Source organism: Pseudarthrobacter sp. MDT1-22 (genome assembly GCF_054511035.1).
Map to the genome: position 1 here is coordinate 40,190 of NZ_JBTNDK010000016.1, position 26,264 is coordinate 66,453.

Here is a 26,264-nt window from a genome sequence, read left to right on the forward strand (position 1 = left end):
TGGAGGGTGGACGGCTTTCGCGCAATGGTTTAAATGAATTCCGTTCTTTTATCTCGCTCCGTGAGATTAGTAAGCTCACTGAGAAATTTGCTTCCGGCCTGCCGCGATCGATCCCGCGGCTGATAGCGTCGGGACTACTGGACCAATCGAGGAGGATTCATGAAAGCTTCACCGACGCTGACCAATAACCTGCAGGCCGTACTTGCGGACCTGATTGAGCTGCACATCCAGGGCAAGCAGGCCCACTGGAACATTGTGGGGACCAACTTCCGGGACCTTCACCTGCAGCTGGACGAAATCGTGGATGCCGCCCGGCAGTTCGCGGATGACATGGCCGAGCGGATGCGCGCCCTTCATGCCCTGCCGGACGGCCGCAGTGCCACCGTGGCCAAGTCCACCAGCCTCGCGCAGTTCCCCGAAGGCCTCATCAACACGAAGGACGCCATCGAGCGGATCGTTGCCGCGCTTGAGGCTGCCGTGGGCACCATGCGCAAGGTCCATGACGAAGTGGACGAAGAGGATCCCACCACCGCGGACCTGCTCCATGAATTCATCGCCAAGCTGGAACAGTACGCGTGGATGGTGAACGCCGAGACCATGAAGGCCTCCGCCAGCGTCACCGCCCCTGACGCCAAGTAGTCGCCGGCCCATAGTGAGGCCACAGGCGCCCGGCGCAGGAAGGACTTCCTGCGCCGGGCGTTTATTATGCGCTCGCCGGCTTGCCGGAGACGGGCCCCTAGTCTGCCGTCGGAACTTTCCGGAGTACGACGGCGGCAAGGACTGACGCGCTCGCCATCAGTACCAGCGCAATTGCCGCAGTGGTGTGGACGCCCGAATCAAACGCCAGGCGTGCTGCGCCGCGGAGCGCTTCCGCCAGTGGAGCAGGCAGGCCGGCGGCCAGTTCCACGGCGCCCGCCAGAGTTTCACCCGCGAGGTGTACTGCAGTGCCCGACGCCATTTCCTCCACCCCGGCCGGAAGTCGGAGATTGTGCTGGTAGGAAGCGGTCAGGATGGAGCCCAGCATCGCCGTCCCCAGCAGGGACCCCACCTCATAGCCCGTTTCGGAGATGGCGGCCGCCGCTCCTGACTTCTCCGCTGGAACGGAGCCCAGGATGAGGTCATTGGAAATGGTTTCCGCTGTGCCCACGCCCAGGGCAAGGATCAGCAGCGCGGCCAGCAGGAGGGCCGGGCCGGAGCCGTGGTCACCGAAGATCACGATTCCGTACCCGGTGGCGCTCAGGGCCAGGCCACCCGCCACCACAAAGCCCGGACGCACCTTCCGGACCAGCGGCACCACTGCCAGCCCAGCCAGCACTGTTGCCACCAGGGCCGGGATCATGGCAATTCCGGCGGCCGACGGCGTCATTCCGTCCAGGAGCTGCAGGTGCTGGGCGAGGAACAGGATGAAGCCGTTGAAGGAGAACAGGGCCAGCACGTTTGCCGTGATGGCAGTGCTGAAGACCCGGTTGCCGAACAGTGATATGTCCAGCAGGGGGCTGGCCAGCCGCTGCTGGCGGCGTACAAAGACGACGCCCATGGCCAGGCCAAAGGCAACAAGACCCACAGGAGCGGCCCCGAAACCATCGGTCGCCAGCTCCTTGATGCCATACACAACGGGCACCATTACCAGCAGGGACAGGACGATGCTGGGCACGTCCACCCGCCCGGGGCGCGGATCTTTTGATTCCGGGATGAAGGCAGGGCCGAACGCCAGCAGGGGCAGCATGATGGGCACGGCGACCAGCAGGATCGCGCCCCACCAGAACTGCTCCACCAGCCACCCGCCGAAGATGGGACCCAGGGCGGCGCCGCCGGAGAAGCCGGCAGCCCAAATGGCCACGGCCAGCCGACGCCGGTTTGGGTCCGGAAAAATGTTGCGGATCAGCGACAGGGTGGAGGGCATCAGCATGGCGCCGAAGAACCCCAGCATTGCCCGGCCCGCTATCAGCCACTCTGCGCTGGGGGCAAAGGCTGTTGCTGCTGAGACCGCGGCGAAGCCAACGCTGCCGGTCAGCAGCAGCCGTCGGCGCCCGATCCGGTCACCCAGGCTGCCCATGGCAACCAGCAAGCCGGCAAGCACCAGGGGATAGGCGTCCACAATCCACAGCAGCTGGACTCCGGTGGTTTCCAGGCTGCTCGCGATGGCCGGAAGTGCAAACGTCAACGCAGTGTTGTCCACCGCAACCAGGAGCACCGGAAACATCAGCAGGGCCAGCGCGAGCCAGTCGCGCCAGGGCGCCTTGACGGGCCCTGGCGGCCTGAGGTCGGCTGCCATGGTGGATGTGCTTCGGGTGTTCTGGTTGGACTGTGTGGACAACGTCATATCAATAACTATACCGTCCAGACGGTATAGTTAAGAAACGGGGCCCGGAGCGTGCATGATTGAAGCCATGGCCAGAAATCCCGTCGCACGCGATGCAGTCCTCGACGCTTTTGAAGAACTCCTGATCGATGTGGGGGAGCGGGCTGCCACTTTGGACGCGGTGGCCAGGCGGGCCGGCGTATCCAAGGGCGGGTTGCTCTACCACTTCCCCAACAAGGAAGCGCTGATCGCTGCGGTGCTGGAGCGGCTGGACCGACTGGCCGTCGAGGACCTCGCGCTGATGGCCGCAGCAGCCGAAGGTGCGGCGGCCTACTTCATCCGTTCCTCGCTCTGGTCCGACTCGCCTATGGACCGCTCCTTCGTGGCCGCCACCCGGCTGGCTGAAGTGGCCCATGAAGAGGCCCGGCGCCGCTTTGCCGCCATCCAGCAGCAATGGTTGGACCTGATCGCGGCCGACGTCGGCACGGCCGTGGCGAAAGCCGTGCTGTACATGGGGGACGGGCTGTATTTCAACGCCATGTGGGAAAGCGGTACCACCGGGGACAGCCGGGGCAGGCATGGAGACATTGAGGAGCTCCTCGCTGCCGTGGAGCGGCTTCGCGGCTGATTCTGCTCAATCATTCGGCCAGCCTTCTGGTGCAGCCCGCGTCCATCCGGGCGCGCTGGAGCTCCACACCGGAATGATTGAGCAGAATCCGCCGACCTCATTTGCCCGGTGGCCCGGGGCGTAGGAGAATTGGACCGCGTGGCGACCATCTGCGGCCGCCACAAAATCTGAATATGCCTTTGATCTGCGGCGGGAGAGTTCTGTTAGTAGGTACAACAGGCGCCGTAGGAGCAAATCCTCCCCAGGAATCTCTCAGGCCCACGTACCGCCGCGGCCAGGCAACTCTGGAAAGTGGCAGGCCGTCCGCCTGAAGCGTCCCGGATCACTCCGGAATGTCAGGACCGCTGTGCCCACCGACGGTGCAAGCGCAGCCTAGCGGAAGCAGGCTGCGCGGAAACTCTCAGGTCCCAGACAGAGTGGGGAGGAACCCGAGTCGATGTGGCGCACCCTGCGCCGCCTTAGTAATGGAGTTCCTTGTGAGTGTTAATTCGGCCTCGGCCACTTTCGTTGACCGGCATATTGGCGCCCGCCGCCAGGCCGATATCGACTCCATGCTCAAGGCCGTCGGCTACGGCACTGTGGACGCGCTGGTGGATACGGCCGTTCCCAACGGCATCCGGCAGGATGTGGCACTCCGCCTTAAGGACGCCCTCAGTGAGGTTGAGGTCCTTGCGGAGCTGCGGAAGCTCGCGGCGAAGAACAAGACGGCTGTGCAGATGATCGGCCAGGGTTACTACGACACCGTGACGCCCGCTGTCATCCGCCGGAACATCCTGGAGGCCCCGGCCTGGTACACCGCGTACACGCCGTACCAGCCGGAGATTTCGCAGGGCCGGCTTGAGGCTTTGCTGAACTTCCAGACCATGGTCCAGGACCTGGTGGGCCTGCCGATCGCGAACGCGTCGCTGCTGGATGAAGCCACCGCCGTGGCCGAGGCCGTGCTGATGATGCGCCGGGCGAACAAGAACAAGGAGGCCCGGGACGGCAAGACGGTCCTGGATGCCGATTGCCTGCCGCAGACCATCGCGATTGTGAAGGGCCGCGCCGAAGCCCTGGGCTTTGAGGTGGAGGTCGCTGACCTGTCCAAGGGCCTGCCCGACGGCGTTATCAACGGGATTGTGCTGCAGCAGCCGGGCGTCTCGGGCCGGGTCTTCAACCACGCCGCCGTGATCGAGGCTGCCAAGGAGCGCGGCGCGCTCGTCACGGTCGCTGCCGACCTTTTGGCGCTGACGCTGATCACGCCTCCGGGGGAGCAGGGCGCGGACATCGCCGTCGGCTCGACCCAGCGTTTTGGTGTGCCGTTGTTCTTCGGCGGACCGCACGCGGCCTACATGGCGGTGGCGAAGGGCCTGGAGCGGTCCATGCCGGGCCGCCTCGTCGGAGTCTCCAAGGACGACGCCGGGACCCTCGCGTACCGCCTGGCGCTGCAGACCCGGGAGCAGCACATCCGCCGCGAGAAGGCCACGTCCAACATCTGCACCGCGCAGGCACTGCTGGCCATCGTCTCCTCGTTCTACGCCGTGTACCACGGCCCCGACGGCCTGAAGGCAATCGCCGAGACCACCCACAGCCACGCTGCAACCATCGCCGCATCGCTCAAGGCGGCCGGCCTGGACGTTCTGCACACAAGCTTCTTCGATACCGTCACGGTTTCCGTGCCCGGCAAGGCTGCGGCCATTGTTGCCGCAGCGGAAGCCCAGGGCATCAACCTGCGCCACATCGACGGCGACACCATCGGCGTTTCCGCCGATGAAACCACAACCCCGGCCATCGTCGCCGGCGTGCTGGACGTCTTTGGTGCCGCCGCGGTGGACGCGGCCGCCGGCACTGACACGGAGTTCGCGCTGGATGCCGCCGTCGAACGTTCCTCCGGTTACCTGCAGCACCCGGTGTTCAACACGCACCGTTCCGAGACCCAGCTGCTGCGCTACATCCGCAGGCTGAGCGACCGGGACCTGGCGCTGGACCGCACCATGATTCCGCTGGGTTCCTGCACCATGAAGCTGAACGCCACGGCAGAGATGGAAGCCATTTCCTGGCCGGAGTTCGCCTCGATCCACCCGTTCGCCCCGGATTCCCAGACCGTGGGCTGGCGCGAACTCATCACCGATCTCGAAGACCAGCTGACCGAGATCACGGGCTACGACCAGGTGTCCCTGCAGCCGAATGCCGGGTCCCAGGGCGAGCTCGCCGGCCTGCTGGCCATCCGCGGCTACCACCTGTCCCGCGGCGATGACCAGCGCACGGTCTGCCTGATTCCGGCTTCGGCGCACGGCACTAACGCAGCCTCCGCTGTCCTGGCGGGCATGAGGGTCGTTGTGGTTGCCACCGCCGCGGACGGCAGCATCGACCACGCTGACCTGAATGCCAAGATCGAGGCGAACAAGGACGCCCTTTCGGCGATCATGATCACCTACCCGTCCACGCACGGTGTCTACGACGCCGATGTCCGTGAGGTGTGCGATTCGGTGCACGCTGCAGGCGGCCAGGTTTATGTGGACGGCGCCAACCTGAACGCGCTTGTTGGCCTGGCGCAGCCGGGCAAGTTCGGCGGCGACGTCTCGCACCTGAACCTGCACAAGACGTTCTGCATCCCGCATGGCGGCGGCGGACCCGGCGTGGGCCCGGTCGCGGCGAAGGCCCACCTGGCGCCGTTTATGCCGGGTAACGCAGCCACGTGGACCGAAGGCAATGACGTCCCGATCTCTGCCTCACGGTTCGGCTCCGCTGGTGTCCTGCCGATCTCCTGGGCCTACGTCAAGCTCATGGGTGCCGAAGGCCTGACCGAAGCCACCAAGTCGGCGCTGCTCGCGGCCAACTACGTCGCGGCACGGCTGAACGAGTACTTCCCGGTCCTCTACACCGGCGAAGGCGGACTCGTGGCGCACGAGTGCATCCTGGACCTCCGTGACCTGACGGCGAAGACCGGCGTCACCGCCGAGGACGTGGCCAAGCGCCTCATCGACTATGGCTTCCACGCCCCCACCCTCGCGTTCCCGGTTGCGGGCACGCTGATGGTGGAGCCCACCGAGTCCGAGGACCTCGTGGAGATCGACCGGTTCATCGACGCCATGATCACCATCCGCAAGGAAATCGACCAGGTGGCCAACGGCGACTTCAGCGTGGAGAACAGCCCGCTGCGCCACGCACCCCACACCGCGTCCGCCGTCGTATCTTCCGACTGGACCCGTCAGTACCCGCGTGAGCAGGCCGCCTTCCCGGTCCACCACCTCAAGCAGGACAAGTACTTCCCGCCCGTCGGCCGCATCGACGGCGCAGCCGGGGACCGCAACCTGATCTGCTCCTGCCCGCCGCTCTCCGAGTTCGAAGACTAGAGTCCGGGCCCGGCAGACCGGAGTTTTCACGCGTGCTGCGCCCCACCGGCTCCCTAGCCTCGCAAGCTCGGCGAGGGAACCCTGCCGGTGTGGGCCCAGAGCAGGCAGAGGATGCCGGGGACCTGCCGCCCCAACCGGAGGCTTTAGACTTGTGGCTACGCAACCCCTGAGATTGGACACGGCCCCCTTGCGAGAATTCACCGCCCGCTTTGCCACAGCGGAGGAAATTGAGAACTGGGACAAGCACGTCACGGCCAACCCGAACGGCGGCAACATGTTGCAGTCCGCTGCCTACGCGTCCGTGAAGAACGGCAGCGGCTGGACCGCCCGTTTCCTGGTCCTGGAGTCTGCCGGGACTGCCAGCTACAACCTGGTGCTGGAGAAGAAATTCCCGGTGCTGGGCCGCCTGTGGTACCTGATCAAAGGTCCTGACCTGGGTGCCGTCGAGGACCTGAAGCCGGTCTTGGACGCGTGCGCTGCATTCGCCCGGAGCCGGAAGCTCAATGTCTTCGCCATCAAGATTGAACCGGACATCGTGTCCACCCCGGAAGCCCGGGCACAGTTCGCCGCCGCCGGCCTGGTGAAGGCCCCGAACATCCAGTCCAATGACTCCACGGCGCTCCTGGACATCGCGGCACCGGAGAACGAGGTGTTCCGGTCCATCTCCTCCCGCGCCCGCAACGCGATCCGCCGGGCAGAGCGCGAAGGCTGCGCCGTGGTGCAGCAGGAGCCAGGCCCGGAAACGTACCGGGCGCTGTATGACCTGATGGCCGACACGGTGAACGCCAAGGGTTCCATGCCGTTGCGCAGCCTCGAGTACTACACTCAGTTCTGGGACGAATTCTGCACGCGCGGCCAGGGCAGCTTCTTCTTCGTTTACGAAGACGGCAAACCCAGTGTGGGCGCCTTTGTGATCAACTACGGATCCAAGGCAACCTACAAGGACGGCGGCTCCACGCAGAACAGGAAGCAGTACGGCGACTCGCACCTGGTCCAGTGGCAGGCCATGCGGAGAATGCAGGAACTCGGCTGCACCGAGTACGACTTCTGCGGCACGCCGCCCTCCGGCCTGATCAAGGACAAGACCCACCACCTGTACGGCATGGGCATGTTCAAAACGAGCTTCACCAAGACGGTGACGGACTTCGTCGGCTGCTACGACTACGTGCTGTCGCCCGTCAGGCACACCCTGTGGGTCAAGGGCGCGGAACGGGTCTTCCGCCGGCTTGAAACCGCACGCACCGGCCAGCAGTTCTACTGACCGCCCACCAGCCACTCTCACCATCCACACCACGAAGGCCAGCGCCTGCCCCAGTCGGCAGCCCAGCCATAGATGAGGTTATTTCCGTGAATCCAACCAAGGCCGGAGCCGGACTCGAGCTCAGCGTCCTCAGCGATGCCGAGTTTGAGTCCTTCTCCCTCAAGCATCCGCAAAACAACTTCATCCAGTCCGCTGACTTCACCCGTTTCCAGCGTGCCCGCGGTCAGTCAGTGGAACTGTTCGGTGTAAGGCGCGACGGCGACCTGGTCGCTGCCGGGAAACTGAACTTCACCACCAACCGCTGGGGCTACAAGGTGTGCGAGTGCGCCAAGGGCCCCCTCCTGGACTACACAGACTCCGCACTGGTGCGTGACGTCGTCGGACTCCTTAAGGAACGCGCCGCGGAACGCAAGGCTGCCGAACTCCGGATTTCCCCGAACCTGACGTACATCGCCCGCGATGCCGACGGCGCCGAACACCCCGAGATCGTGGACAACAGGCCGCTCGTGGCGGAACTGGCGGGCCTGGGTCTTGAACACCAAGGCTCGGACATGAACTTCACCAACGTGAACTGGATGTTCATCAAGCAGCTCGACGGCATCACGGACGCCGAGGAGCTCATCATGGGCACCAGCTACCGGACACGGAAGGCCATCCGGAAGGCTGAAAAGAACGGCGTGTTCCTGGAGCAGGCCACCCTTGAGACCCTCGACGAGTTCTACTATGCGCTGAGCACGGCGGGGGACGAGAGGGGCTTCTTCTACCGGGAACGCGAATACTACGACCAGCTCCTGCGGACCACCTCGGCCGAGTTCACCAAACTCATGATGGCCAAGATCGACATCCCCGCGTACCGGAAGTCCATCACCGAACGGCTGGAAGCGGAATCCGCGTCCGCAGCCGAACTCCGCCGTGAAGTGGAAGAGACCGGCAGCAAAAAGAAGGCCAACCGCCTCAAAGTGGTCCAGGACCTCGTGGACAGCTACGAGCGCAGCCTCAAGGACATCGAGCGGTTCCCGGACTCGGTGGGAGTGGCAACAGTAGCCGCCATCCACTTCGTCTGCTTCGGCGACGAGGTGGTCTGCGTCATCGGCGGCAGCAAGCAGGACTACATCTACTTCAACGGCGCCACCTCGCTGTACTGGGGGATGCTGCTGCACGCGCTGGACAAGGGCTACTCGCGCTACAACTTCTACGGCACCTTCGGCATCCAGGGACAGGACGAAGAAGGCCACGGCGGCTACGAGTTCAAGAAGGGCTTCGGCGGCGACGTGGTCCAGCTGCTGGGTGACTTCGTGATGCCGGTGCGGCCGGTAGCCTTCCAGGCCAACCGCCTGTTCCGAGCGGCCATCGCGGCGGCGCGCACCCTGCTGGGCAAACTGCCACTGAAGCGCCAGGCCTAACACCAAACCACGAACTGCCAGAAAGGGAGGAGCACCAAGGTGAACGATCGACCTGAAAACCCAAGGCGCAGGCCTCCCACCGACGGTCTGCCCAAAACAGAGCCTCTCACCCCCTCCCAAATCCACCAGGATGCGGCGGCGAAGAGGATGCTGCGGCGCCTGGTGCGGGGGGAGAACCCGCCGACGGCGCCACTGAGCATTGTGGACAGGCTCGCCGGAAGCCCCTACGCCAACCCCATGATCCAGGTGGGAGGCGTGGACACGTCCGCACGCAAGACCCTGGACTTTTCCCTGCACCTGGCCGAGACCATGTTCCGGTACGGGGCAGGAGCCCTGGAAGTGGAGACGAGCATTATTGCCGTCACCGCGGCGCTGGGGCTGAAAAACATCGAAGTGGACATCACCAACCAGTCGGTGGCCATCAACTATGCGCCCAAGGACCAGACGCCCATCTCGCTGCTTCGGGTTGTGCGGTCCTGGACCAACAACTATGCCGGGCTGGCCAAAGTACACCGGCTGGTGACGGACATCGTGGCCGGGGGAGTGGGGCGCGATGAAGCCATCCGCCGGCTGGACGAGGCCATCACCAGCCCCAAACCGTTCCCGCGCTGGATGGTCACCATAGCGTTCGGCGTGTTCGCCGCAGTCTTTGTGGGTGTGCTCGGCGGCGGGCCGGTGTCCTCGGGCATTGCCTTCGTGGCCAACATCGGTGTCAGCCTGCTCGCCCGCCAGCTGGGCCGGTGGCGGGTTCCGGACTTCTTTACGACGGCGGCATGCTCCTTCGGCGTTACACTCACCGCGCTGCTGTTGTGGCGCTTTGAACTCACCAACGCCCCGGCGATTGTGGTGGTAGGCGGCATCCTCCTGCTGCTGCCCACCGGGCGCCTGGTCTCCTCGGTCCAGGATGCCATCAACGGGTTCCCCGTGACCGCAGCGGGCCGGTTTCTGTCCACCTTGCTGACCTTTGGTGCGATTGTGGCCGGGATCGCGGTGGCCTTTGTGGTGGGCGCGATGACCGGAATGCAGCCCATTAGCGTTACCCAGACATTCCCGCCAGCCTACGACCTCTGGGTCCTGGTGATCTTTATTGCCGTCGCCGTGATGGCCATCGGCGTGACGGAGCAGACCTCCTGGGAGCTGCTGCTGCCTACCGCGGGCGTGGGCGTCGTGGGCTACCTTGTGCTGCTGGGTGCCGCGTCCCTCGGCGTCGGTGACCGGTTCTCCCCGGCGCTCGCCGCCGTTGTGATTGGCCTGCTGGCGCGGGTGGTGGCGTTGAAGATGGGCGCACCGCAGCTGGTGGTGGCCGTCCCGGCGGCCCTGATCCTGCTGCCCGGGCTGACCATTTTCCGCTCGATGTATGTGCTGACCATCGAGGAATCCGAAATCCTCCTCGGCGCTGGCGGCATGCTCAACGCCGGCGCGATCGTCCTGGGCACAGCGGCCGGCATTGTCCTCGGCGACACCCTGGCCCGGCCGTTGACGGGCAGCCTGGCCAGCAACGAACGGCGACGCGCCCGGCGCCGCTAGGTACAGCTCAGATCTTCCCTGCTTAGATCTTCCCCACGGGCAGTTTCTTCTCCGCCTGGAAGTCGTCCTCCACCCGGCCCTGGGCCCAGTAGCCGGACAGCGAAACCTGGCTCCGTTCCAGGCCGCGCTGGACGAAAAACACGTCCCGCAGGCTCTTCATGTAGCCGCGCTCGCCATGGGCAAAAACGTCAACGCGGCCAGTGGGCCATTCGGCGTCGGCCACCGCTGAGACGAGGAGGTCCCCGGCGCCTGCCGGCGCGCCGTGGCGGCGCAGCCAGGTCACCTTAACGCCCGCCGGGGACGCGAGGGGCTGGATGTCGGCGTCGCTGTCCACCTCGATATACGCCAGGCCGGTCGCTTCCGCCGGCAGCGATTCGATGGCGGCGGCGATCGCAGGAAGTGCGGCTTCATCGCCGGCAAAGAGGTACCAGTCAGCGTCAGGCGCCGGGTTGTAGGCGCCGCCCGGGCCGGTGAAGGTGAAGGTGTCCCCGGGCTTGGCGGCAGCCGCCCAAGGGCCGGCCAGCCCTTCGTCGCCGTGGATCACAAAGTCGATGGCGAGTTCCTGGGCCTCGGTGTCCACCCAGCGGACCGTGTAGGTGCGGGTGAAGGGCCACTGCTCGCGGGGCATGGTTTCGCGGATGGTCCACAGGTCCAGGGGCTGGGCATAGTCAACGCCGGGCTGCGGGAAGACGATTTTGATGTAGCGGTCCACGAAGGTGTTGTTCACGTAGGCGGCAAAACCTTCGCCGCCGGCCACGATCCTGACCACGTATGGCGAGAGTTCTTCCCGTCGGATGACCGTGAGATCGATCTGCGGACGTGTTTTTTTCGTGGCGTTGGTGGCGGCCGGAAGAGTGCTCATAAGGCAAGCCTAAGCTAAGGGACCGGAGGGAGTTCCCAGGTTACGCCAGGGCATCCCTGGTCCTGCAGCAGTTGGTTGATGGTGCTGAAGGGCCGGGAGCCGAAGAATCCGCGCGACGCCGACAGCGGGCTGGGGTGGGCGCTGGACACGACCGCCGCGCCGGGCAGGAGGGGCCGGACGCTCTCCGCGTCCTTGCCCCACAGCACCGCCACCAGCGGCGACGGCCCGCCGTCGGAAGTGCGCCGGCTGGCCACCGCGGTGACTGCCGCCGTCGTGATGGCCTCCCAGCCTTTGCCCCGGTGGGAGCCGGCTGCCCCGGCGCGGACGCTCATGACCCGGTTAAGCAGCAGGACCCCTTGGCTTGCCCAGGCGGACAGGTCGCCGTGGACGCGCGCCGGAAGGCCGAGGTCAGACTCCAGCTCACGGTAGATATTCGCGAGGCTCCGCGGGATGGGGCGGGTCCGCCCGTCAACGGCAAAGGACAGGCCGATCGCGTGGCCCGGCGTGGGGTAGGGGTCTTGGCCCACTACCAGGACCTTCACGCCAGCCAGCGGCTGCCGGAAGGCGCGCAGAACGTTCGACGGCGCCGGCAGCACGCGGTGGCCCGCGGCAACTTCGGCAGCCAGGAAGCCCAGGACGCCGCGCAGCTCACTCTCTACGGGGCCCAGCGCCTCCGCCCAGTCGGCAGCCATCAGCTCACTGAGCGGCAAGGCGGCCATCTCGGCAAAGCCAACGGCCTCCGCCGGGTCCGCCGTCAGTTCGAACAGCGCGTCAGATTCAAACACGCTCCCATTCTCGCAGGGTTGCCTGATGCTGCGGTCGGGGCGCAAATGACAACCGTGTTATTCACGCCGTAGCATGGGGAGGAGATTTAGTAACTTGACCGGTGATTCAGCGAGACCAGCGAAGGGGTGTGCCGTGGCGGAACCTGCTCGGGAATATATGCCGGAGCCGGAGGAGCGCGGTTCTTTGCTGGCTGACTTTACCCTCCGTGACTCCCCGTTGAGTGAGCGCGACCAGCAAATGCTGGCACTCGAGCGGCAGTGGTGGAAGTACGCCGGGGCCAAGGAACAGGCCATCAGGGAGCTGTTCGATCTGTCCGCAACGCACTACTACCAGCTGCTCAACGCCCTCATCGACACCGAGGCTGCACTGGCCCACGACCCCATGTTGGTCAAGAGATTGCGTAGACTACGTACGTCGCGTCACCGGGCACGCACTGCACGACGCCTGGGTTCCGACGCCTGACCACGCTCGTGCTGAGCAATCAGCAGCAATCAACAAGGACGTCTCCCCACCATGACCAAATACGCTCGGGATGAATTCGACAAGGTTCCGGAGTCCGCCTCGCGGCAAGGCGTCCACCGTGCGGCCTCGGCGCCTGCCCGCCGCAAGCTGTGGCCCATCCTCGCGGTGGGGATTGTGGCATTGGCCATTGGAGTGGTGTCCTTCCTGATCCTTCCCAAGCTCGGGTTCACCCAGGCCGGCAGTGAAGCCTCCACCAGCCTGGAATCAACCGCGGCCCCCGAGGCAAGCGCGGCACCGTCGGCCACCGCTGAAGCCTCCACGGACCCGGAGCCCTCTAATAGCCCTGACGCCGAGCCCAGCGCTTCGCCCAGTAACATTCCCTCCGCGGTTGTGCTGGACAAGACCCAGGGCGTGGCCATCTACAACGCCTCCGGTAAGGCCGGGCTCGCCGGACGCATCAGCTCTATGGTCCAGGCCGATGGCTGGACGCTGGGCCAGGTGGGGAACTGGGGCGGCGCTCCGCAGCAAACATCCGCGATCTTCTACTCGGGCCCGGCGCAGAAAGCCAACGCCGAAGCAGTCTCCGAACTCCTGAACATCCCTACCCTGGTGGAGAGCCAGGACTTCCAGGTGCCGTTGGTTGTTGTCCTGGGGCCGGGCTACCAGTAGCGTCTCGCGGTCACGCCTGAGTAACTTTTGGGCCCCGGAGCGGCCGTGTGGTTCGGCCCGCCGGATGGCTTGTCGCTAGAGTGATTTCAGGCTTCGGTCCGTAACAAGCGGCACACTTCCGACAGGGACCGACGGCACGACGGAAAAGAGTGGACATCATGGCATTGGGAACGGTTAAGTGGTTCAACGCCGAAAAGGGCTACGGCTTTATTACGGTGGACGGCTCCGGGGACGATGTCTTTGTGCACTGGTCGGCCATTGAGGGCGAAGGTTACCGGGCCCTGGATGAGGGCCAGCGCGTGGAGCTTGAAGTCGGTGAAGGCGAGAAGGGCCCGCAGGCAGAAAACGTCCGGCCCACGCAGTGATCTCCCGCAGCTTGCGTTCAACAATCGTCCGCACAGCCACAGGGGCGGCCGTCCTGCTGGCCCTGGCCGGCTGTGCCGGGGCAGGCGGCAACGCCCGCGTTGAATCCGCTGAAGCGTCCGGTGACGGCACGCTGCGGATCGGGCTGATCCAGGACAGCGCAGGGGGGCAGGCCTTCCTCAACGACTCGCAGCTCGCTGCGGCCCAACTGGCCATCAAGGAAATCAATGCGGCCGGCGGTCACAAGGGCAGGCTTGTTGACCTGGTGGTAGGCGCCGGTGAAGGCGCCGATGCCCAGGCCAGGAATCTGGCCTCAGCCAAGGTTGATGCAGTGATCGGTCCCACGGATTCGAGTCACGCCGCTGCCGCCATCGACGTCCTCTCGGCTGCGCGGGTCCCGCTCGTCTCGCCGGCCAACTCCGCTGCCGGCCTGTCCCGCTTCAAGAGCGGCGGCTACTACTTCAGGACGGCGGCCGCGGACGTTGCACAGGCCTCGGTGCTGGTGAAACTGGCCAAGGACGGCGGCGCCAAGGGCCTTGCCGTGGTCTACCAGGACTCTAGCTACGGAAAGGACGTTTCGGTCGCGGTGACCGGCGCCGCCAAGAACGCCGGCCTGGAGACTGTCTCCACCACCGCCTTCAAGCCCGGCGACGCCGGGAACGCGGCAGCTGCTGCCAAGGCTGCCACGCCTGACGCCGTGGTGCTCATCGCCAGGGGCGATGCCCAGGGCGCCATCGCCGAGCTCAATAACGCTGGGATCTCGGGCAAGAGCATCATCCTGAGCGACGGCGCCTTCGCCCAATACGGTTCGGGGGTGGGATCCAAGGCCCTCGACGGCGCCCGTGCAGTGGTGCCAGGCCTGCTGCCGTCCGCGGACTTCCAAGCACGGCTTGTTTCGGTCAACCCTGCATTGAAAGACCTTTCGTTCGCCGCCGAGACCTACGACGCCGTGAACCTCGCGGCCCTGGCGGCAGCGAAGGCTGACGACGATGCCGGCCGCTCCATCGCCGCCAACCTGATCGCCGTGTCCGGCGGGACAGTTGGCGGGCAGCCCGCCGCGAAGGCCTCTGGCCCGGCCACCAAGCCGTGCCTGTCCTACACCGAGTGCCTCGCTGTCCTGAAGACCGGGGCAGGCATTAATTACGACGGCGAATCGGGGCCGGTTGCCTTCGATTCCAACGGTGACATCACCACTGCCAATTACATGGTGTTCACGTACGGCGCGGACAACAAGGCAGTGCTCAGCGGCCGTGAGGCTGCGGGCCGGGCCGCAGGCTGATCGCCAATGGCGAACGGGTCGCCCTGACAGGGCGATTTGCGGGGTCTTTCGCTTGCACTCTCACCTAGGGAGTGCTAATTATTGAGTTAGCACTCTTACGTACCGACTGCTAAAGCAACGTCCGGTTTTTCCGGCAGCGGAGCTTGGCGGCGGGTCGTGGAGCGAGAGAAATACCTAGCTGGAGTGAGATCCCCAGCCGCGGCATACAGAGGCCGCCGGTGAAGGATCGTCCGTCGCGGGCACTGCAGTGAGGTTCATTCTTAACGACTGTCCCGAAAGGACTACTGCCGTTATGGCCAAGATCATTGCATTTGATGAAGAGGCACGCCGCGGTCTTGAGCGGGGCCTGAACATCCTCGCCGACGCCGTCAAGGTCACCCTCGGCCCGCGTGGACGCAACGTCGTCCTCGAAAAGAAGTGGGGCGCCCCCACGATCACCAACGATGGTGTTTCCATCGCCAAGGAGATCGAACTGGACGACCCTTACGAAAAGATCGGCGCTGAGCTGGTCAAGGAAGTTGCCAAGAAGACGGACGACGTCGCTGGCGACGGCACCACCACGGCTACCGTGCTGGCGCAGGCCCTGGTCAAGGAAGGCCTGCGCAACGTCGCGGCCGGCGCTGACCCGCTGTCCCTCAAGCGCGGTATCGAGAAGGCTGTCGCGGCCGTCACGGTTGAACTGCTGGCCTCGGCCAAGGAAATCGAAACCAAGGAAGAGATTGCGGCTACTGCCTCCATCTCCGCCGGTGACGACGAAATCGGCGCCCTGATCGCTGAAGCCCTGGACAAGGTGGGCAAAGAAGGCGTCATCACCGTCGAGGAGTCCAACACCTTCGGCCTGGAGCTCGAGCTCACCGAAGGCATGCGCTTCGACAAGGGTTACATCTCCGCTTACTTCGTTACTGATACTGAGCGCCAGGAAACGGTCCTTGAGGACCCGTACATCCTGATCGTCAACTCCAAGATCTCCAACGTCAAGGAACTGGTTGCTGTCCTGGAAAAGGTCATGCAGTCCAACAAGCCGCTGCTGATCATTGCCGAGGACATCGAGGGCGAGGCCCTGGCCACCCTGATCGTCAACAAGATCCGTGGCACCTTCAAGTCCGTTGCCGTCAAGGCTCCGGGCTTCGGCGACCGCCGCAAGGCCCAGCTGGCCGACATCGCTGTACTCACCGGTGGCCAGGTCATCGCCGAGGAAGTCGGACTCAAGCTGGAGACCGCCGGACTGGAACTCCTGGGACGCGCCCGCAAGGTTGTTGTCACCAAGGACGAGACCACCATCGTTGAAGGTGCCGGCGACGCCGACCAGATCGCTGGCCGCGTTTCCCAGATCCGTGCCGAGATCGAAAACTCCGATTCGGACTACGACCGCGAGAAGCTGCAGGAACGCCTGGCCAAGCTGGCCGGCGGCGTTGCAGTCATCAAGGCCGGTGCCGCAACCGAAGTTGAGCTCAAGGAACGCAAGCACCGCATTGAGGACGCTGTCCGCAACGCGAAGGCTGCTGTTGAAGAAGGCATCGTCGCCGGTGGCGGCGTTGCACTGATCCAGGCCGGCGCCAAGGCGTTCGCGAACCTGAACCTGACAGGTGACGAAGCAACCGGTGCGAACATCGTCCGCGTTGCCATCGACGCCCCGCTGAAGCAGATCGCCTTCAACGCTGGCCTCGAGCCTGGCGTTGTTGTCGACAAGGTCCGCGGCCTGCCTGCAGGCCACGGCCTGAACGCAGCAACCGGCGAATACGTCGACCTGCTGGCTGCCGGCATCAACGACCCGGTCAAGGTAACCCGCTCTGCCCTGCAGAACGCGGCTTCCATTGCCGGTCTGTTCCTCACCACCGAGGCCGTAGTGGCCGACAAGCCGGAGAAGAACGCTCCGGCCATGGGTGGCGGCGACGACATGGGCGGCATGGGCGGCTTCTAGTCCCCAGCGCCCGGACTACGTTCCGCGCAAACCATAATGCGGCCCCCTCCACTGGAGGGGGCCGCATTTGTTTGGCGCTACTTGCGGGCCGTGGCCAGCATCCCTTCGACTTCCTTCTTGAACGCGTCGGCGGCCGCCTGCGGAGTCATCCGGTCGTACAGGACTTCGTCGGTGAACCGCTTGATGACGTTCTGGACGCTGCCGGCACCCACCGGCGGGACGGGAGGCGCGCCGGCGATGTCCGGCGCAATGACCTTCAGGAAGGCCACCACAGTGGTGCCTGCCGGCTTGAGGGCCGGGGTGATGCCCTCGACGATCTCAGAGTTGCTGGGGACTCCGCGGTCTGTCATAAGGATGGCGCCTGCGGGGCGCGGAGCATCTTGATGCTGCTGCCCGTGGTGGTTTCCAGTGATCCCAGCTGGTTGGTCCACCACCAGGCCTTGCCCACCCGGTTCGTGCCGAACAGGCTCTCCTCAAGGCCTGCGCCGGAGTCCTCGGTGGCCACCGTGGCCGGCGGACTTGCCTGGGAATCGCGCTGTTCCTTCAGCGATTCCCAGAACGCAGCGGCCGTAGCGGTGTCGGAGTCCAGTTTCCCGTCCTGGGAGTAGAGGTCCTCGCCGTGCTGCCGAAGCCAGATGATGAGGTCCGCCTCGTTGCTGCCATAGGCCGCGCCGTAGCTCTTCCCGTCACCGGCCGCGCTGAGTTTCGCGGCGGTGTCCAGTCGTCCCAGGTCCAGGTGGTGTCGTCGGGGACAGGCACGTTTGCTGCCTCGAAGACCTTGGTGTTCGCCATGATGACGTAGGCGTTCTTTCCGGTGCTCAACCCGTACTGTGCGTTGTCGTATTGGCCGGACGCCAGTGATTCCTTGTCCAGCTTGGAGGTGTCGATCCCGCCCTGTTTGGCCAGGTCCAGCAGCGCCCCGCGGCCACCGTACTCGGCGATGTATTTCTGGTCCATCTGGATGACATCCGGTGCGTCATTGGCAGCGGTTGTGGTGGCCAGTTTGTCCCAGTAGCTGGCCCATTCGCCCGGCTCGGATTCGATCTTGATGTTGGGATGTTCCGCCTCGAACGCGTCGATGACTCTCTCTGTTTGCGCGTTGAGGTACTCATTGCCCCACCAGGCGAACCGCAGGGTGACTTCGCTGTTTTCGCTGGAGCCGGCGGGTGCACCGCAGCCTGTGGCGAGCAGTGAGACAGCGACGGCGACTGCGCCGAACTGGAATCTCCTGCGGCTAATGGCCCGAATCTTCATTGACGTGCCGTCCTCAAAAGGGTGGAGGTCCACCCCGCGCGTGTCCCGTGGCGGCGTCGGTGCCGGTGGGGAAGCTTCGACTGAGAAAGCGCTTTCCCGGCCAGGATTCGGATTCTGCCGCGCTTCGACTTCGGCGTCAAGGCTTTTCGGTAAGCGGTTTCCCGAGCGCTGGCTGAACCGGTTGTCGGCGCTGTCTGGCAGGATGGTTAGGTGACAATTACTGCAGCGGCCGACGGTTCGGCTTTAGGAAATCCCGGCCCGGCCGGTTGGGCTTGGTATGTGAACGACGACTGCTGGCGCGCCGGGGGATGGCCGCACGGCACCAACAACCAGGGCGAGCTGATGGCCGTCCTGGATCTGTTCCGTGCCACCGCCCACGTCCCGGAGGAGGACCTGAGGGTCCTGTGCGACAGCCAGTACGTGATCAACTCCATCACAAAGTGGATGCCGGGCTGGAAACGCAAGGGCTGGCGGAAGGCCGACGGCAAACCCGTCCTGAACGTTGAGCTGCTCAAGGAACTTGACCGGGAAATCGCCGGCCGGAAATACACGTTCGAATGGGTCAAGGGCCACGCAGGCCACGACCTCAATGAGGCAGCCGATGTCCGCGCGCGTGCAGCCGCCACCGCGTACCAGCAGGGTGTGGCAGCGCGTTCAGGCCCGGGCTTCGCGGGAGCCCCGGCAGCGGTTGGCCCAGCAGCTGATAGCCGGGTTGCCGTCAGCCCTGGGGCAGGCGCCGCACTGACCAGCCCCGGCGCCGCCACTGCAGCCAGCCTTCAGGCCGCCACCACAGCCGGCGGTGCTGGCTTCGACAGTCAGGTCTCGTACGGCCAGGACCTTTTCAACCAAGGCCCCTACGAGGAGCCGGACCTCTTCAGTGAGCTGGAGAGCGACTCCTTCATCCCGTCGGAGTCCGCCGGGGCCGAGATGAGCCCCGAAGCGATCGTCGAGGCCCTCGAACGCGAGTTGTCGGGCCCCGACATCCGTGGGGACATCGGCCGCACCGGCGTCCTCCTGCACCCTGATTTTATGGAGATCGGAACCTCGGGCAGGGTATGGACCCGTGACGCCACGATGATGGCATTGGAAGAGGAACCGGGGCAGCACACTGAACTGGAGATCCTGGGTGCGGACCGCATCGGGACCAGCGCGATCCTGCTGACGTGCCGAAGCTACTCGCGCTTAGGCACGGCTCTCCATAGCTCACTGTGGGTCTTGGACGGCAACAGATGGCGGCTCCGATTCCGCCAGGGGACGCCGGAGGCGTAGGGGCCATTTCGGCTGGGGACTCAGCTGAAGCGCTGGGTGTTGCCCTGCTCGGCCTGGGCGTAGGTGGACGCTGCTGATGCCAGGGCCATGTTGATGGATGCCAGCGATGCCTCCACCTTGCCCTGGGTGAGTGTCCACTCGGTCACCAGGGCCTGGAAGTTGTTGGCAGCCGAGCCCCGCCAGGTGGACTGCAGTTCGTCCAGGCCGCGCTTCATGGTCTGGACGTCCGAGCTGATCCGGTCCACAGTTGCTTTGACGTTGGCCGACTTCAGCTGAAGGAGTTCGGTGTCGACGGAAATGATGCTCATGGCTTGCTGCCTCTCGAAGTAGTGGAACAGCATGTGCTGCCCGCCCGGCTGCTCCGGGCCACTACCGCGAGCCTACGGACGGGCACTGCCCGCACGCCACGCTCCATGGCTATATGTGGATAACCTTGCCATCTCCATGGCCTCCGTCCACAGGATCGCCATCCTGCGTGGCGGGTGGGCCCGGGTGGGCTTCCGCCAGGTGGTCATCGCCGGCGTGAGCCTCATCGGTGGCGTCGTCCCGGACCGGCAGGCTGACCACCAGCGTGGCCCCGCCGCCGTCGGTCTTTTCCACCCTGACGGACCCGCCGTGCGATCCGACGATGGCCGCGACAATCGCGAGCCCCAGGCCGCTGCCGCCGGTCTCGCGCGTCCGGGACGTGTCCGCGCGGTAGAAACGCTCGAACACCTTGGACGCGTCCTCTTCGGAGATGCCAGGGCCGTGGTCACGGACCTCGATCACGGCGAGCGGCTGCCCGCCGTCGGAGGTCCGGACCCCGACGGCTAGTTCGATCGGGCTGCCGTCCGGGGTGTAGCGCAGGGCGTTCCCCACGAGGTTCCCCACCACCTGCCGCAGTTTTGCTTCGTCACCGAGCACCGGGGCGGGGGCGGCCGGATCGTCACCAAGGCCGGTCAGGGAGATGGGGCGCGAGCGGTCGCTCGCCTGCGTGTCCACCACCGCATCGTGGGCAACCAGCTGCAGGTCCACGGGCTTTTGCTGGAGCGGGCGCTGTTCGTCCAGGCGCGCCAGCAGGAGGAGGTCCTCCACCATAGAGCCCATCCGTTTGGCTTCGCTTTCGATCCGCCCCATGGCCGTGGCCACGTCCTCGTCGGTGGCCAGCGCGCCATGGCGGTAGAGCTCGGAGAAACCCCTGATGGTCACGAGCGGGGTACGCAGCTCGTGGGAGGCGTCGGCCGCGAACCGGCGCATTCTGCCTTCGGAGGCTGTCCTGGCGGCGAAGGCCGTCTCGATATGCGCCAGCATGGCGTTCAGCGAGCTGCCGAGCCGCCCCACTTCAGTGCCGGGATTTTCGACGTCCACACGCCTGGAAAGGTCGCCCGCGGCGATGGCGGCTGCGGTCTTTTCCACCTTGGCCAGCGGACGGAATGACCGGGATACGGTCCAGCTGGCGATCAGGGAGGCCAGCAGCAGGGTGAGCAGGCCGACGCCGGTGACCACCAGGGTGGCGTGCTTGAGGACGTCATCCACGCTTTGCAGCGGCAAGCCTATGACAACGACGGCGGGACGGCCGACATAGAGCACGGTCACCGCGACCACCCGCCAGTTCTGGCCGTCGGTGCCCCTGACCTGGTACGGGAGGGTGCCCCGGTTCTGGGCGTCCTCAACGGAGATGGTTGCGATGTCGGGGTGGTCATCCGGATCGCCGCCCAACAGCTGGGGGTTCTCACCGGGGGTGTAAAGGATCAGCGAGTAGTCAGTGGGGACCATCGGGTTGGTGGGTGCCTGCAACTGGGTGAACGAGCGCTGCTTGCTGGCGAGGTCGACGGCGGCGTACAGCTTGTCATCCACCTGCGCCTGGAGGTAGCTGTGCAGCAGCGTGAGGGTGCCGGCGCCGGTTGAGGTCAGCGCAACAATCAGCAGTGCCATAATCATGGCCACCAGCTGGGACCTCAACGAGGCCGATTTCCACCGCTGCAGCAAGGTCAGCGCTTCTCTGCCGTCCGGAGCACGTAGCCGACTCCGCGTTTGGTCTGGATCAGTGCCGGTGCGTCCGGATCAATGTCCACCTTGCGCCGGAGGTAGGAGATGTAGGACTCCACGATCGAGGCGTCGCCGTTGAAGTTGTACTCCCACACGTGGTCCAGGATCTGGGATTTCGACAGCACGCGGTTGGGGTTCAGCATGAGGTACCGGAGGAGCTTGAATTCCGTGGGGGACAGTTCGATCACGGTGCCGCCGCGGCGCACTTCGTGGGCGTCGTCGTCGAGCTCCAGGTCGTCCACACGGATCACGGCGTCGTCGTCGAGCAGGGGCTGCGTGCGGCGCAGGACGGCACGGATGCGGGCTACTACCTCGTCCAGGCTGAACGGCTTGGTGACGTAGTCATCCCCGCCTACGGTGAGGCCGGTGACCTTGTCCTCCGTGTCATCCTTCGCCGTGAGGAACAGGACCGGAAAGTGCTTACCCGAAGCCCGCAGCTTGCGGGTGACGGTGAAGCCATCCATGTCCGGCAGCATCACGTCCAGCACCGCCAGATCGGGCGCGTGGAGCTCGGCGGCGGCCAGCGCGTCACGGCCGTTGGCGGCAGAGACCACCTCGAAGCCTGCGAAGCGGAGCGAGGTGGACAGCAGCTCGCGGATGTTGGGTTCGTCATCAACAACTAGCAGCTTGGCTTCTGGGCCGGTCTTCTTCATGCTCCCATCATGCTCCCAGAAGCTGTGAGTTTTCTGGATGGATGGTGGGTGTTCCATGGGGAGCCCGCCGGGCATGGCCATCCCCCTCGCCGGACAGGAACAGCGGGTGGCCGTTAGGCGGCGCCGACATCCTTGGCGTCCATGATCCGGTAAGCATAGCCCTGCTCTGCCAGGAAGCGCTGCCGCTTGGCCGCGAAATCCTGGTCCAGGGTGTCCCGGGCCACCAGCGAGTAGAAGCGGGCCGCCCGGCCGTCCTTCTTGGGGCGGAGCAACCGGCCCAGCCGCTGGGCTTCCTCCTGCCGCGACCCAAAGGAACCGGAGACCTGGATGGCCACCGAGGCCTCGGGCAGGTCGATGGAAAAGTTGGCCACCTTGGAAACCACCAGCGTGTTCACGTCGCCGGCCCGGAATGCATCGAAGAGCTTCTGCCGTTCCTTGACGGACGTATCGCCCTTGATGACGGGAGCATGCAAGCGCTCGCCGATCTCGTCCAGCTGGTCAATGTATTGCCCGATCACCAGCAGCTGCTCGCCCTGGTGCCGGGCCACCAGCTGTTCCACGATCAGGGTCTTGGACTCGGACGTGGCGCACAGCCGGTACTTGTCCGCGTCCTCGGCCATGGCATAGGCCACGCGTTCGTCCCGGGGCAGGTCAATGCGGACCTCCACACAGTCCGCGGGGGCGATGTAGCCCTGGGCTTCGATGTCCTTCCACGGCGCGTCGTACCGTTTGGGCCCGATGAGGCTGAAGACCTCGCCTTCGCGGCCGTCCTCGCGGACCAGGGTGGCGGTGAGGCCCAGCCGGCGGCGGGCCTGCAGGTCCGCGGTCATCCGGAAGATCGGCGCTGGCAGGAGGTGCACTTCGTCATAGATGATCAGGCCCCAGTCGTGGCCGTCCACCAGCTCCAGGTGCGGGTACAGGCCGCCGCGTTTGGTGGTGAGGACCTGGTACGTGGCGATGGTGACCGGGCGGACCTCTTTGACCGCGCCCGAGTACTCGCCGATTTCGTCCTCCGTCAGGGACGTCCGCTTGAGCAGCTCATCCTTCCACTGCCGGGCCGCCACCGTGTTAGTGACCAGGATGAGGGTTGTGGTGGAGCTCGTGGCCATGGCCGCGGCACCCACCAGCGTCTTCCCGGCCCCGCAGGGCAGCACCACCACGCCGCTGCCGCCGGCCCAGAAATTCTCGGTGGCGAGCTGCTGGTACGGGCGGAGCTTCCAGCCGTTCTCGTTCAGGGCGATCAGGTGGGGTGTGCCGTCCACGTAGCCGGCCAGATCCTCCGCCGGCCACCCGATTTTCAGGAGCAGCTGCTTGAGCTGGCCGCGCTGTGAGGAGTGGACCACAATGGTTTCGCCGTCGATCCGCGGCCCCAGCAGGGGCTGTATTTTTTTGGCCCGGATGACCTCCTCCAACACCGGGTAGTCGTCCGTGCGCATCACCAGGCCGTGCTGGGGGTCCTTCTCCAGCCGCAGCCGCCCGTACCGGGACATGGTCTCTTCGACGTCGATCAGCAGCGAATGCGGCACGGGGAACCGCGAGTATTTGAGCAGGGTGTCCAGGACCTTCTCCGCGTCCAGGCCGGCGGCGCGTGCGTTCCACAGGCCCAGGGGCGTCAGGCGGTAGCTGTGCATGTGCTCGGGGGCGCGTTCCAGCTCGGCGAACGGGGCGATGGCGTGGCGCGCCTCGGTGGCCAGTTCGTGGTCCACTTCGAGCAGGATGGTTTTGTCACTTTGGACGATCAGCGGGCCGTCGTTCACGCGGGGCAGTCCTTCACTGGCGCAGTTCTTCTGCGGCCTCAATGTCGATAATGCGGTGGATGGAGAGCACGCGCTCGGTTTCCTTGGCAGGATCAAAGACCCTGACGCGTCCGCCGTTTACGGAGAGGGGAACAACTGTCTCCAGGCAGGAATTCCCTTGGCTGTCCACCACGTTCATGCTCACCCGCTGCTTGAGCCGGATAGCCCGTTGCAGCGTCTCCAGCCCAAGCTGGGTCGCAGCTTCGCCGGAGCCAGCCACGGGGCCTGCGTGGTTTCCGGAGGCTTCAGCCCGCCTGTTCCGCAGGACGGCCAGCTGCGCGGCGACGTCGTCCTCGGCGGGTGCGGTCCGCGGCGCCGTGTAGACGGGGCGGGCGCTGCCGGGAACATGGTTAGTGCGGCGGAGCCGGACCACTCCGGGCTCGGCCTGGTCCACCGACGGCGAGAGGCCCAGTCCGCGCAGGACCTGGGCTGTCTCCCGCGGCGGAGCGGTAGAGATCAGGACCGTCGGCGCAATGCGGGCCAGCCCCAGGCCGACCGCTTTGGACTCCGCCGCCAGCTCCAGCACCGTTGCCTCATCATCGCTTTGGATAAAGCTGGCGGCCATTCCCACCCGGAGCCGGCCGTGCCTGGACGCGGTGTCCTCCACCAGGTATTCCAAGGGCTGCGGCACGGCCGTGGCCGAATGCTCACGCAGGAACTCAAGCAGGCTCGAGGCGTCATGCCCGGCGTCCAGCGCCCGCCGGACCGAGTTGGGGGAGAACCGGTAGATCGTGGCGGGTCCGTGCCCCTCGGCGTCGGCCATCACCAGTAGCTTTTCGGCCAGCTTCGGAGCCAGGTAGCCCGGGGCAACTGCGGTCAGGTCCGCCTGAAGCAGGACGTGGTTCAGTGCCGCAGGCAGATGCTCGCCCAGGATGCCCAAGGCTTCGTCCGGGTTGTCTTCGGCAATGGCGCTGCCCAGCTGGCTCAACGCACCGGAGCCGATCAGTCCGAGCAGCTCCGCTTCCGCGAGCACACCCCTGATCAGGGAACTGAACCGGCGGGCCATCCGCGGCTGCGTCCATTCAGCCCGCTGGAGGACGGCCGCAGCATCCAGGACCGGTGCCGTGCCGTCCGCAGCGGCAGCCTCCTGGGTGAGTTCCTCCAGGATTTCCAGGATCCGCTTCCTGACCACGGGGGCGTCCGGCCGCTGCGCCTCTGCCGAAAGGGCATTAACGGTGTTCCCGGCCAGGGCACGGTGTGCGGCGGGAACGCCGCCGGGGCCGTTGGCGGGCTGACCCACCAGTGAAGGCACACGCTCGCTCGCGAGCCAGGCATTGACCAGCCACAGCCACTGCTCCTGGCGGGGGAGGGCCAGCCACTCCAGCTGCGGGGGCTGCACCCACGAGGACGAGTCCACATCAAGGCGCAACAGGCCGGCGAGGGCGCTGACCTCCAGCAGCAGGCCCGCCCGGTGCTGGTCGATGCGAAGCGTCTCGGCAAGCCGCTTCATTTCCCGTACACCAACGCCGCCGCTGCGCAGTGTGGCCAGCGGCTGTTCGCGGACGGCGTGGAGGAGGTCACCCACCAGCCGCAGGGTTTCGGCGATGGCGCCCAGCGCCGCGTTCCGGCGAAGCGCAGCGGTGGTGCTGCCCAGCTCCGGAACCGGTGGGGACAGGGAGAAGTCATTGATGATGGCGCCGCCACGCAGCGACAATCCCACGCTATGCGGCAATTCCACGTGCGCGGCGTCCAAGGGGACCAGCAGGCCCCGGGCCAGGAGCCAGTCAACGGGCCCGACGTCGGCGCCCTGGTTCGAGACCGACGCTTTCCGTTGCGCCTGGGGGACGGCACCCATGGCCCAGTTGCGGAATTTGGCGAGCAACGCCGTCGTGCGTTCCGGGGCTCCGGCCAAAGCCTCGCCGAGTGCCTCGGGCGAGGATGTCCAATGCTGCAGCGCGAGGGCTGCCTCCATGGGGGTGGTGGCGTTCTGGATGGAGACGCCGCTGCGGCGCAGCTCGGCAACGAGCTGGACTGCCCGCTGGGCAAACGCGGGCTGGAGCCTGACCAGCTCGGTGTAGCTGCGCCCCAGCCCCGCAGGATAGATTCCCACCACGTCCTTGAGGCTTCCCACCGGCAGGTAGTAGCGCTGGCGGTGGCCCGAAACCGCCGTTCCATGCGGCGGCTCTGCCCGGTGCACCAAAGCCAGTTCCTGGAGCGAGGCCAGGATGCGTTCCAGCGCCGCCACCGTGGACCCTGCAATGAGTTTCCGGACGCCCGCCGCCGAGGCGCTGTGTTCGGTGTCCGTGTTGGTACAGAGATGCAGCGTTTCCAGCACCTGCATCTGTGGCCTGTTAAGCCGCTCGAGCGCGCGCTGGACGCTGACCCGCGCACTTGCCCGCGCGGCCAGGGCGGAAAAGTCAGGAACGGCGGGGGACATAAGGTCCGGCCGCGCTGCAAAGAGCGCCCGCAACGAGTCATCGCTGCGTGCTTCCAGTTCTTTGCTGAGGGCGCGAATAAGGGACATCA

General features: G+C 65.7%; 20 protein-coding genes, 1 pseudogene and 2 riboswitches. Of the genes and pseudogenes, 12 read left to right on the top strand and 9 right to left on the bottom strand.

The genetic code is table 11. The features are described from left to right. The first annotated feature begins 159 nt into the window (after nucleotides 1-159). Nucleotides 160-639 carry a Dps family protein gene (locus ACX80M_RS13535; protein WP_056346612.1) on the top strand — a complete coding sequence of 160 codons (480 nt, stop codon included), beginning with the start codon at nucleotides 160-162 and terminating at the stop codon, nucleotides 637-639. 97 nt (nucleotides 640-736) lie between these two features. Here ACX80M_RS13535 and ACX80M_RS13540 read toward each other — a convergent pair whose 3' ends face one another. Next, nucleotides 737-2,275 carry an MFS transporter gene (locus ACX80M_RS13540; RefSeq protein WP_459309855.1) on the bottom strand — a complete coding sequence of 513 codons (1,539 nt, stop codon included), beginning with the start codon at nucleotides 2,273-2,275 and terminating at the stop codon, nucleotides 737-739. A 115-nt stretch (nucleotides 2,276-2,390) separates the two neighbouring features. Here ACX80M_RS13540 and ACX80M_RS13545 point away from each other — a divergent pair, with 115 nt between their 5' ends. The 5 genes from ACX80M_RS13545 to ACX80M_RS13565 all read left to right on the top strand — a co-directional run bounded on the left by ACX80M_RS13545 (nucleotide 2,391) and on the right by ACX80M_RS13565 (nucleotide 10,456). Continuing rightward, nucleotides 2,391-2,930: a TetR/AcrR family transcriptional regulator gene (locus tag ACX80M_RS13545; protein WP_252603436.1), complete on the top strand. Its 540-nt coding sequence runs from the start codon at nucleotides 2,391-2,393 to the stop codon at nucleotides 2,928-2,930. A gap of 180 nt (nucleotides 2,931-3,110) precedes the next feature. After that, nucleotides 3,111-3,208, top strand: a riboswitch (glycine riboswitch). Between the two features lies 1 nt (nucleotide 3,209). After that, nucleotides 3,210-3,355: riboswitch (glycine riboswitch) on the top strand. A 39-nt stretch (nucleotides 3,356-3,394) separates the two neighbouring features. Continuing rightward, a complete protein-coding gene (gene gcvP / locus ACX80M_RS13550; RefSeq protein ID WP_459309838.1) occupies nucleotides 3,395-6,265 on the top strand; it encodes an aminomethyl-transferring glycine dehydrogenase in 2,871 nt (956 codons plus the stop codon). 187 nt (nucleotides 6,266-6,452) lie between these two features. After that, nucleotides 6,453-7,526, top strand: a complete 1,074-nt coding sequence (locus tag ACX80M_RS13555) for a lipid II:glycine glycyltransferase FemX (protein ID WP_459309839.1) — start codon at nucleotides 6,453-6,455, stop codon at nucleotides 7,524-7,526. Between the two features lie 86 nt (nucleotides 7,527-7,612). Next, on the top strand, nucleotides 7,613-8,929 hold the full coding sequence (locus ACX80M_RS13560; RefSeq protein ID WP_459309840.1) for a peptidoglycan bridge formation glycyltransferase FemA/FemB family protein: 1,317 nt from the start codon (nucleotides 7,613-7,615) through the stop codon (nucleotides 8,927-8,929). 39 nt (nucleotides 8,930-8,968) lie between these two features. Next, nucleotides 8,969-10,456 carry a threonine/serine exporter family protein gene (locus tag ACX80M_RS13565; protein ID WP_252611401.1) on the top strand — a complete coding sequence of 496 codons (1,488 nt, stop codon included), beginning with the start codon at nucleotides 8,969-8,971 and terminating at the stop codon, nucleotides 10,454-10,456. A 22-nt stretch (nucleotides 10,457-10,478) separates the two neighbouring features. On the opposite strand, the gene ACX80M_RS13570 is transcribed toward ACX80M_RS13565, so the two are convergent. Both ACX80M_RS13570 and ACX80M_RS13575 read right to left on the bottom strand, forming a co-directional pair. Then, on the bottom strand, nucleotides 10,479-11,318 hold the full coding sequence (locus ACX80M_RS13570; RefSeq protein ID WP_459309841.1) for a siderophore-interacting protein: 840 nt from the start codon (nucleotides 11,316-11,318) through the stop codon (nucleotides 10,479-10,481). 14 nt (nucleotides 11,319-11,332) lie between these two features. After that, nucleotides 11,333-12,103, bottom strand: coding sequence for a uracil-DNA glycosylase (locus tag ACX80M_RS13575; RefSeq protein WP_058929988.1), 771 nt, complete (start codon nucleotides 12,101-12,103; stop codon nucleotides 11,333-11,335). A 133-nt stretch (nucleotides 12,104-12,236) separates the two neighbouring features. On the opposite strand from ACX80M_RS13575, the gene ACX80M_RS13580 reads away from it, so the two are divergent. The 5 genes from ACX80M_RS13580 to groL all read left to right on the top strand — a co-directional run bounded on the left by ACX80M_RS13580 (nucleotide 12,237) and on the right by groL (nucleotide 16,798). Continuing rightward, nucleotides 12,237-12,566, top strand: a complete 330-nt coding sequence (locus ACX80M_RS13580) for a DUF3263 domain-containing protein (RefSeq protein ID WP_252611398.1) — start codon at nucleotides 12,237-12,239, stop codon at nucleotides 12,564-12,566. Between the two features lie 51 nt (nucleotides 12,567-12,617). After that, nucleotides 12,618-13,235, top strand: a complete 618-nt coding sequence (locus ACX80M_RS13585; RefSeq protein WP_252611396.1) for a LytR C-terminal domain-containing protein — start codon at nucleotides 12,618-12,620, stop codon at nucleotides 13,233-13,235. A gap of 158 nt (nucleotides 13,236-13,393) precedes the next feature. Then, nucleotides 13,394-13,600, top strand: coding sequence for a cold-shock protein (locus ACX80M_RS13590; RefSeq protein WP_252602267.1), 207 nt, complete (start codon nucleotides 13,394-13,396; stop codon nucleotides 13,598-13,600). 11 nt (nucleotides 13,601-13,611) lie between these two features. Continuing rightward, nucleotides 13,612-14,877 carry an ABC transporter substrate-binding protein gene (locus ACX80M_RS13595; protein WP_252602270.1) on the top strand — a complete coding sequence of 422 codons (1,266 nt, stop codon included), beginning with the start codon at nucleotides 13,612-13,614 and terminating at the stop codon, nucleotides 14,875-14,877. A gap of 292 nt (nucleotides 14,878-15,169) precedes the next feature. Then, entirely contained in the window at nucleotides 15,170-16,798 is a 1,629-nt protein-coding gene (gene groL / locus ACX80M_RS13600; RefSeq protein WP_058929984.1) for a chaperonin GroEL, read from the top strand. A 77-nt stretch (nucleotides 16,799-16,875) separates the two neighbouring features. On the opposite strand, the pseudogene ACX80M_RS13605 reads toward groL, so the two are convergent. After that, a pseudogene (locus tag ACX80M_RS13605) lies at nucleotides 16,876-18,052 on the bottom strand (ABC transporter substrate-binding protein). A gap of 210 nt (nucleotides 18,053-18,262) precedes the next feature. Here ACX80M_RS13605 and ACX80M_RS13610 point away from each other — a divergent pair. Further along, the gene (locus tag ACX80M_RS13610; RefSeq protein WP_252614778.1) at nucleotides 18,263-19,321 is read left to right on the top strand and encodes an RNase H family protein; all 1,059 of its coding nucleotides are present in this window, start codon (nucleotides 18,263-18,265) and stop codon (nucleotides 19,319-19,321) included. Nucleotides 19,322-19,341: 20 nt separating this feature from the next. Here ACX80M_RS13610 and ACX80M_RS13615 read toward each other — a convergent pair whose 3' ends face one another. The 5 genes from ACX80M_RS13615 to ACX80M_RS13635 form a co-directional block, all read right to left on the bottom strand. Continuing rightward, a complete protein-coding gene (locus ACX80M_RS13615; RefSeq protein WP_058932786.1) occupies nucleotides 19,342-19,629 on the bottom strand; it encodes a WXG100 family type VII secretion target in 288 nt (95 codons plus the stop codon). A gap of 109 nt (nucleotides 19,630-19,738) precedes the next feature. Then, nucleotides 19,739-21,289, bottom strand: coding sequence for a sensor histidine kinase (locus ACX80M_RS13620; protein WP_252602284.1), 1,551 nt, complete (start codon nucleotides 21,287-21,289; stop codon nucleotides 19,739-19,741). A gap of 2 nt (nucleotides 21,290-21,291) precedes the next feature. Continuing rightward, nucleotides 21,292-22,002 (bottom strand): response regulator transcription factor, encoded by a 711-nt coding sequence (locus ACX80M_RS13625; RefSeq protein ID WP_058929981.1) that lies wholly within the window; start codon nucleotides 22,000-22,002, stop codon nucleotides 21,292-21,294. A 113-nt stretch (nucleotides 22,003-22,115) separates the two neighbouring features. After that, nucleotides 22,116-23,759: a DNA repair helicase XPB gene (locus ACX80M_RS13630; protein WP_252611387.1), complete on the bottom strand. Its 1,644-nt coding sequence runs from the start codon at nucleotides 23,757-23,759 to the stop codon at nucleotides 22,116-22,118. A 13-nt stretch (nucleotides 23,760-23,772) separates the two neighbouring features. After that, nucleotides 23,773-26,262 (bottom strand): helicase-associated domain-containing protein, encoded by a 2,490-nt coding sequence (locus tag ACX80M_RS13635; protein ID WP_459309842.1) that lies wholly within the window; start codon nucleotides 26,260-26,262, stop codon nucleotides 23,773-23,775. Nucleotides 26,263-26,264: the final 2 nt, after the last annotated feature.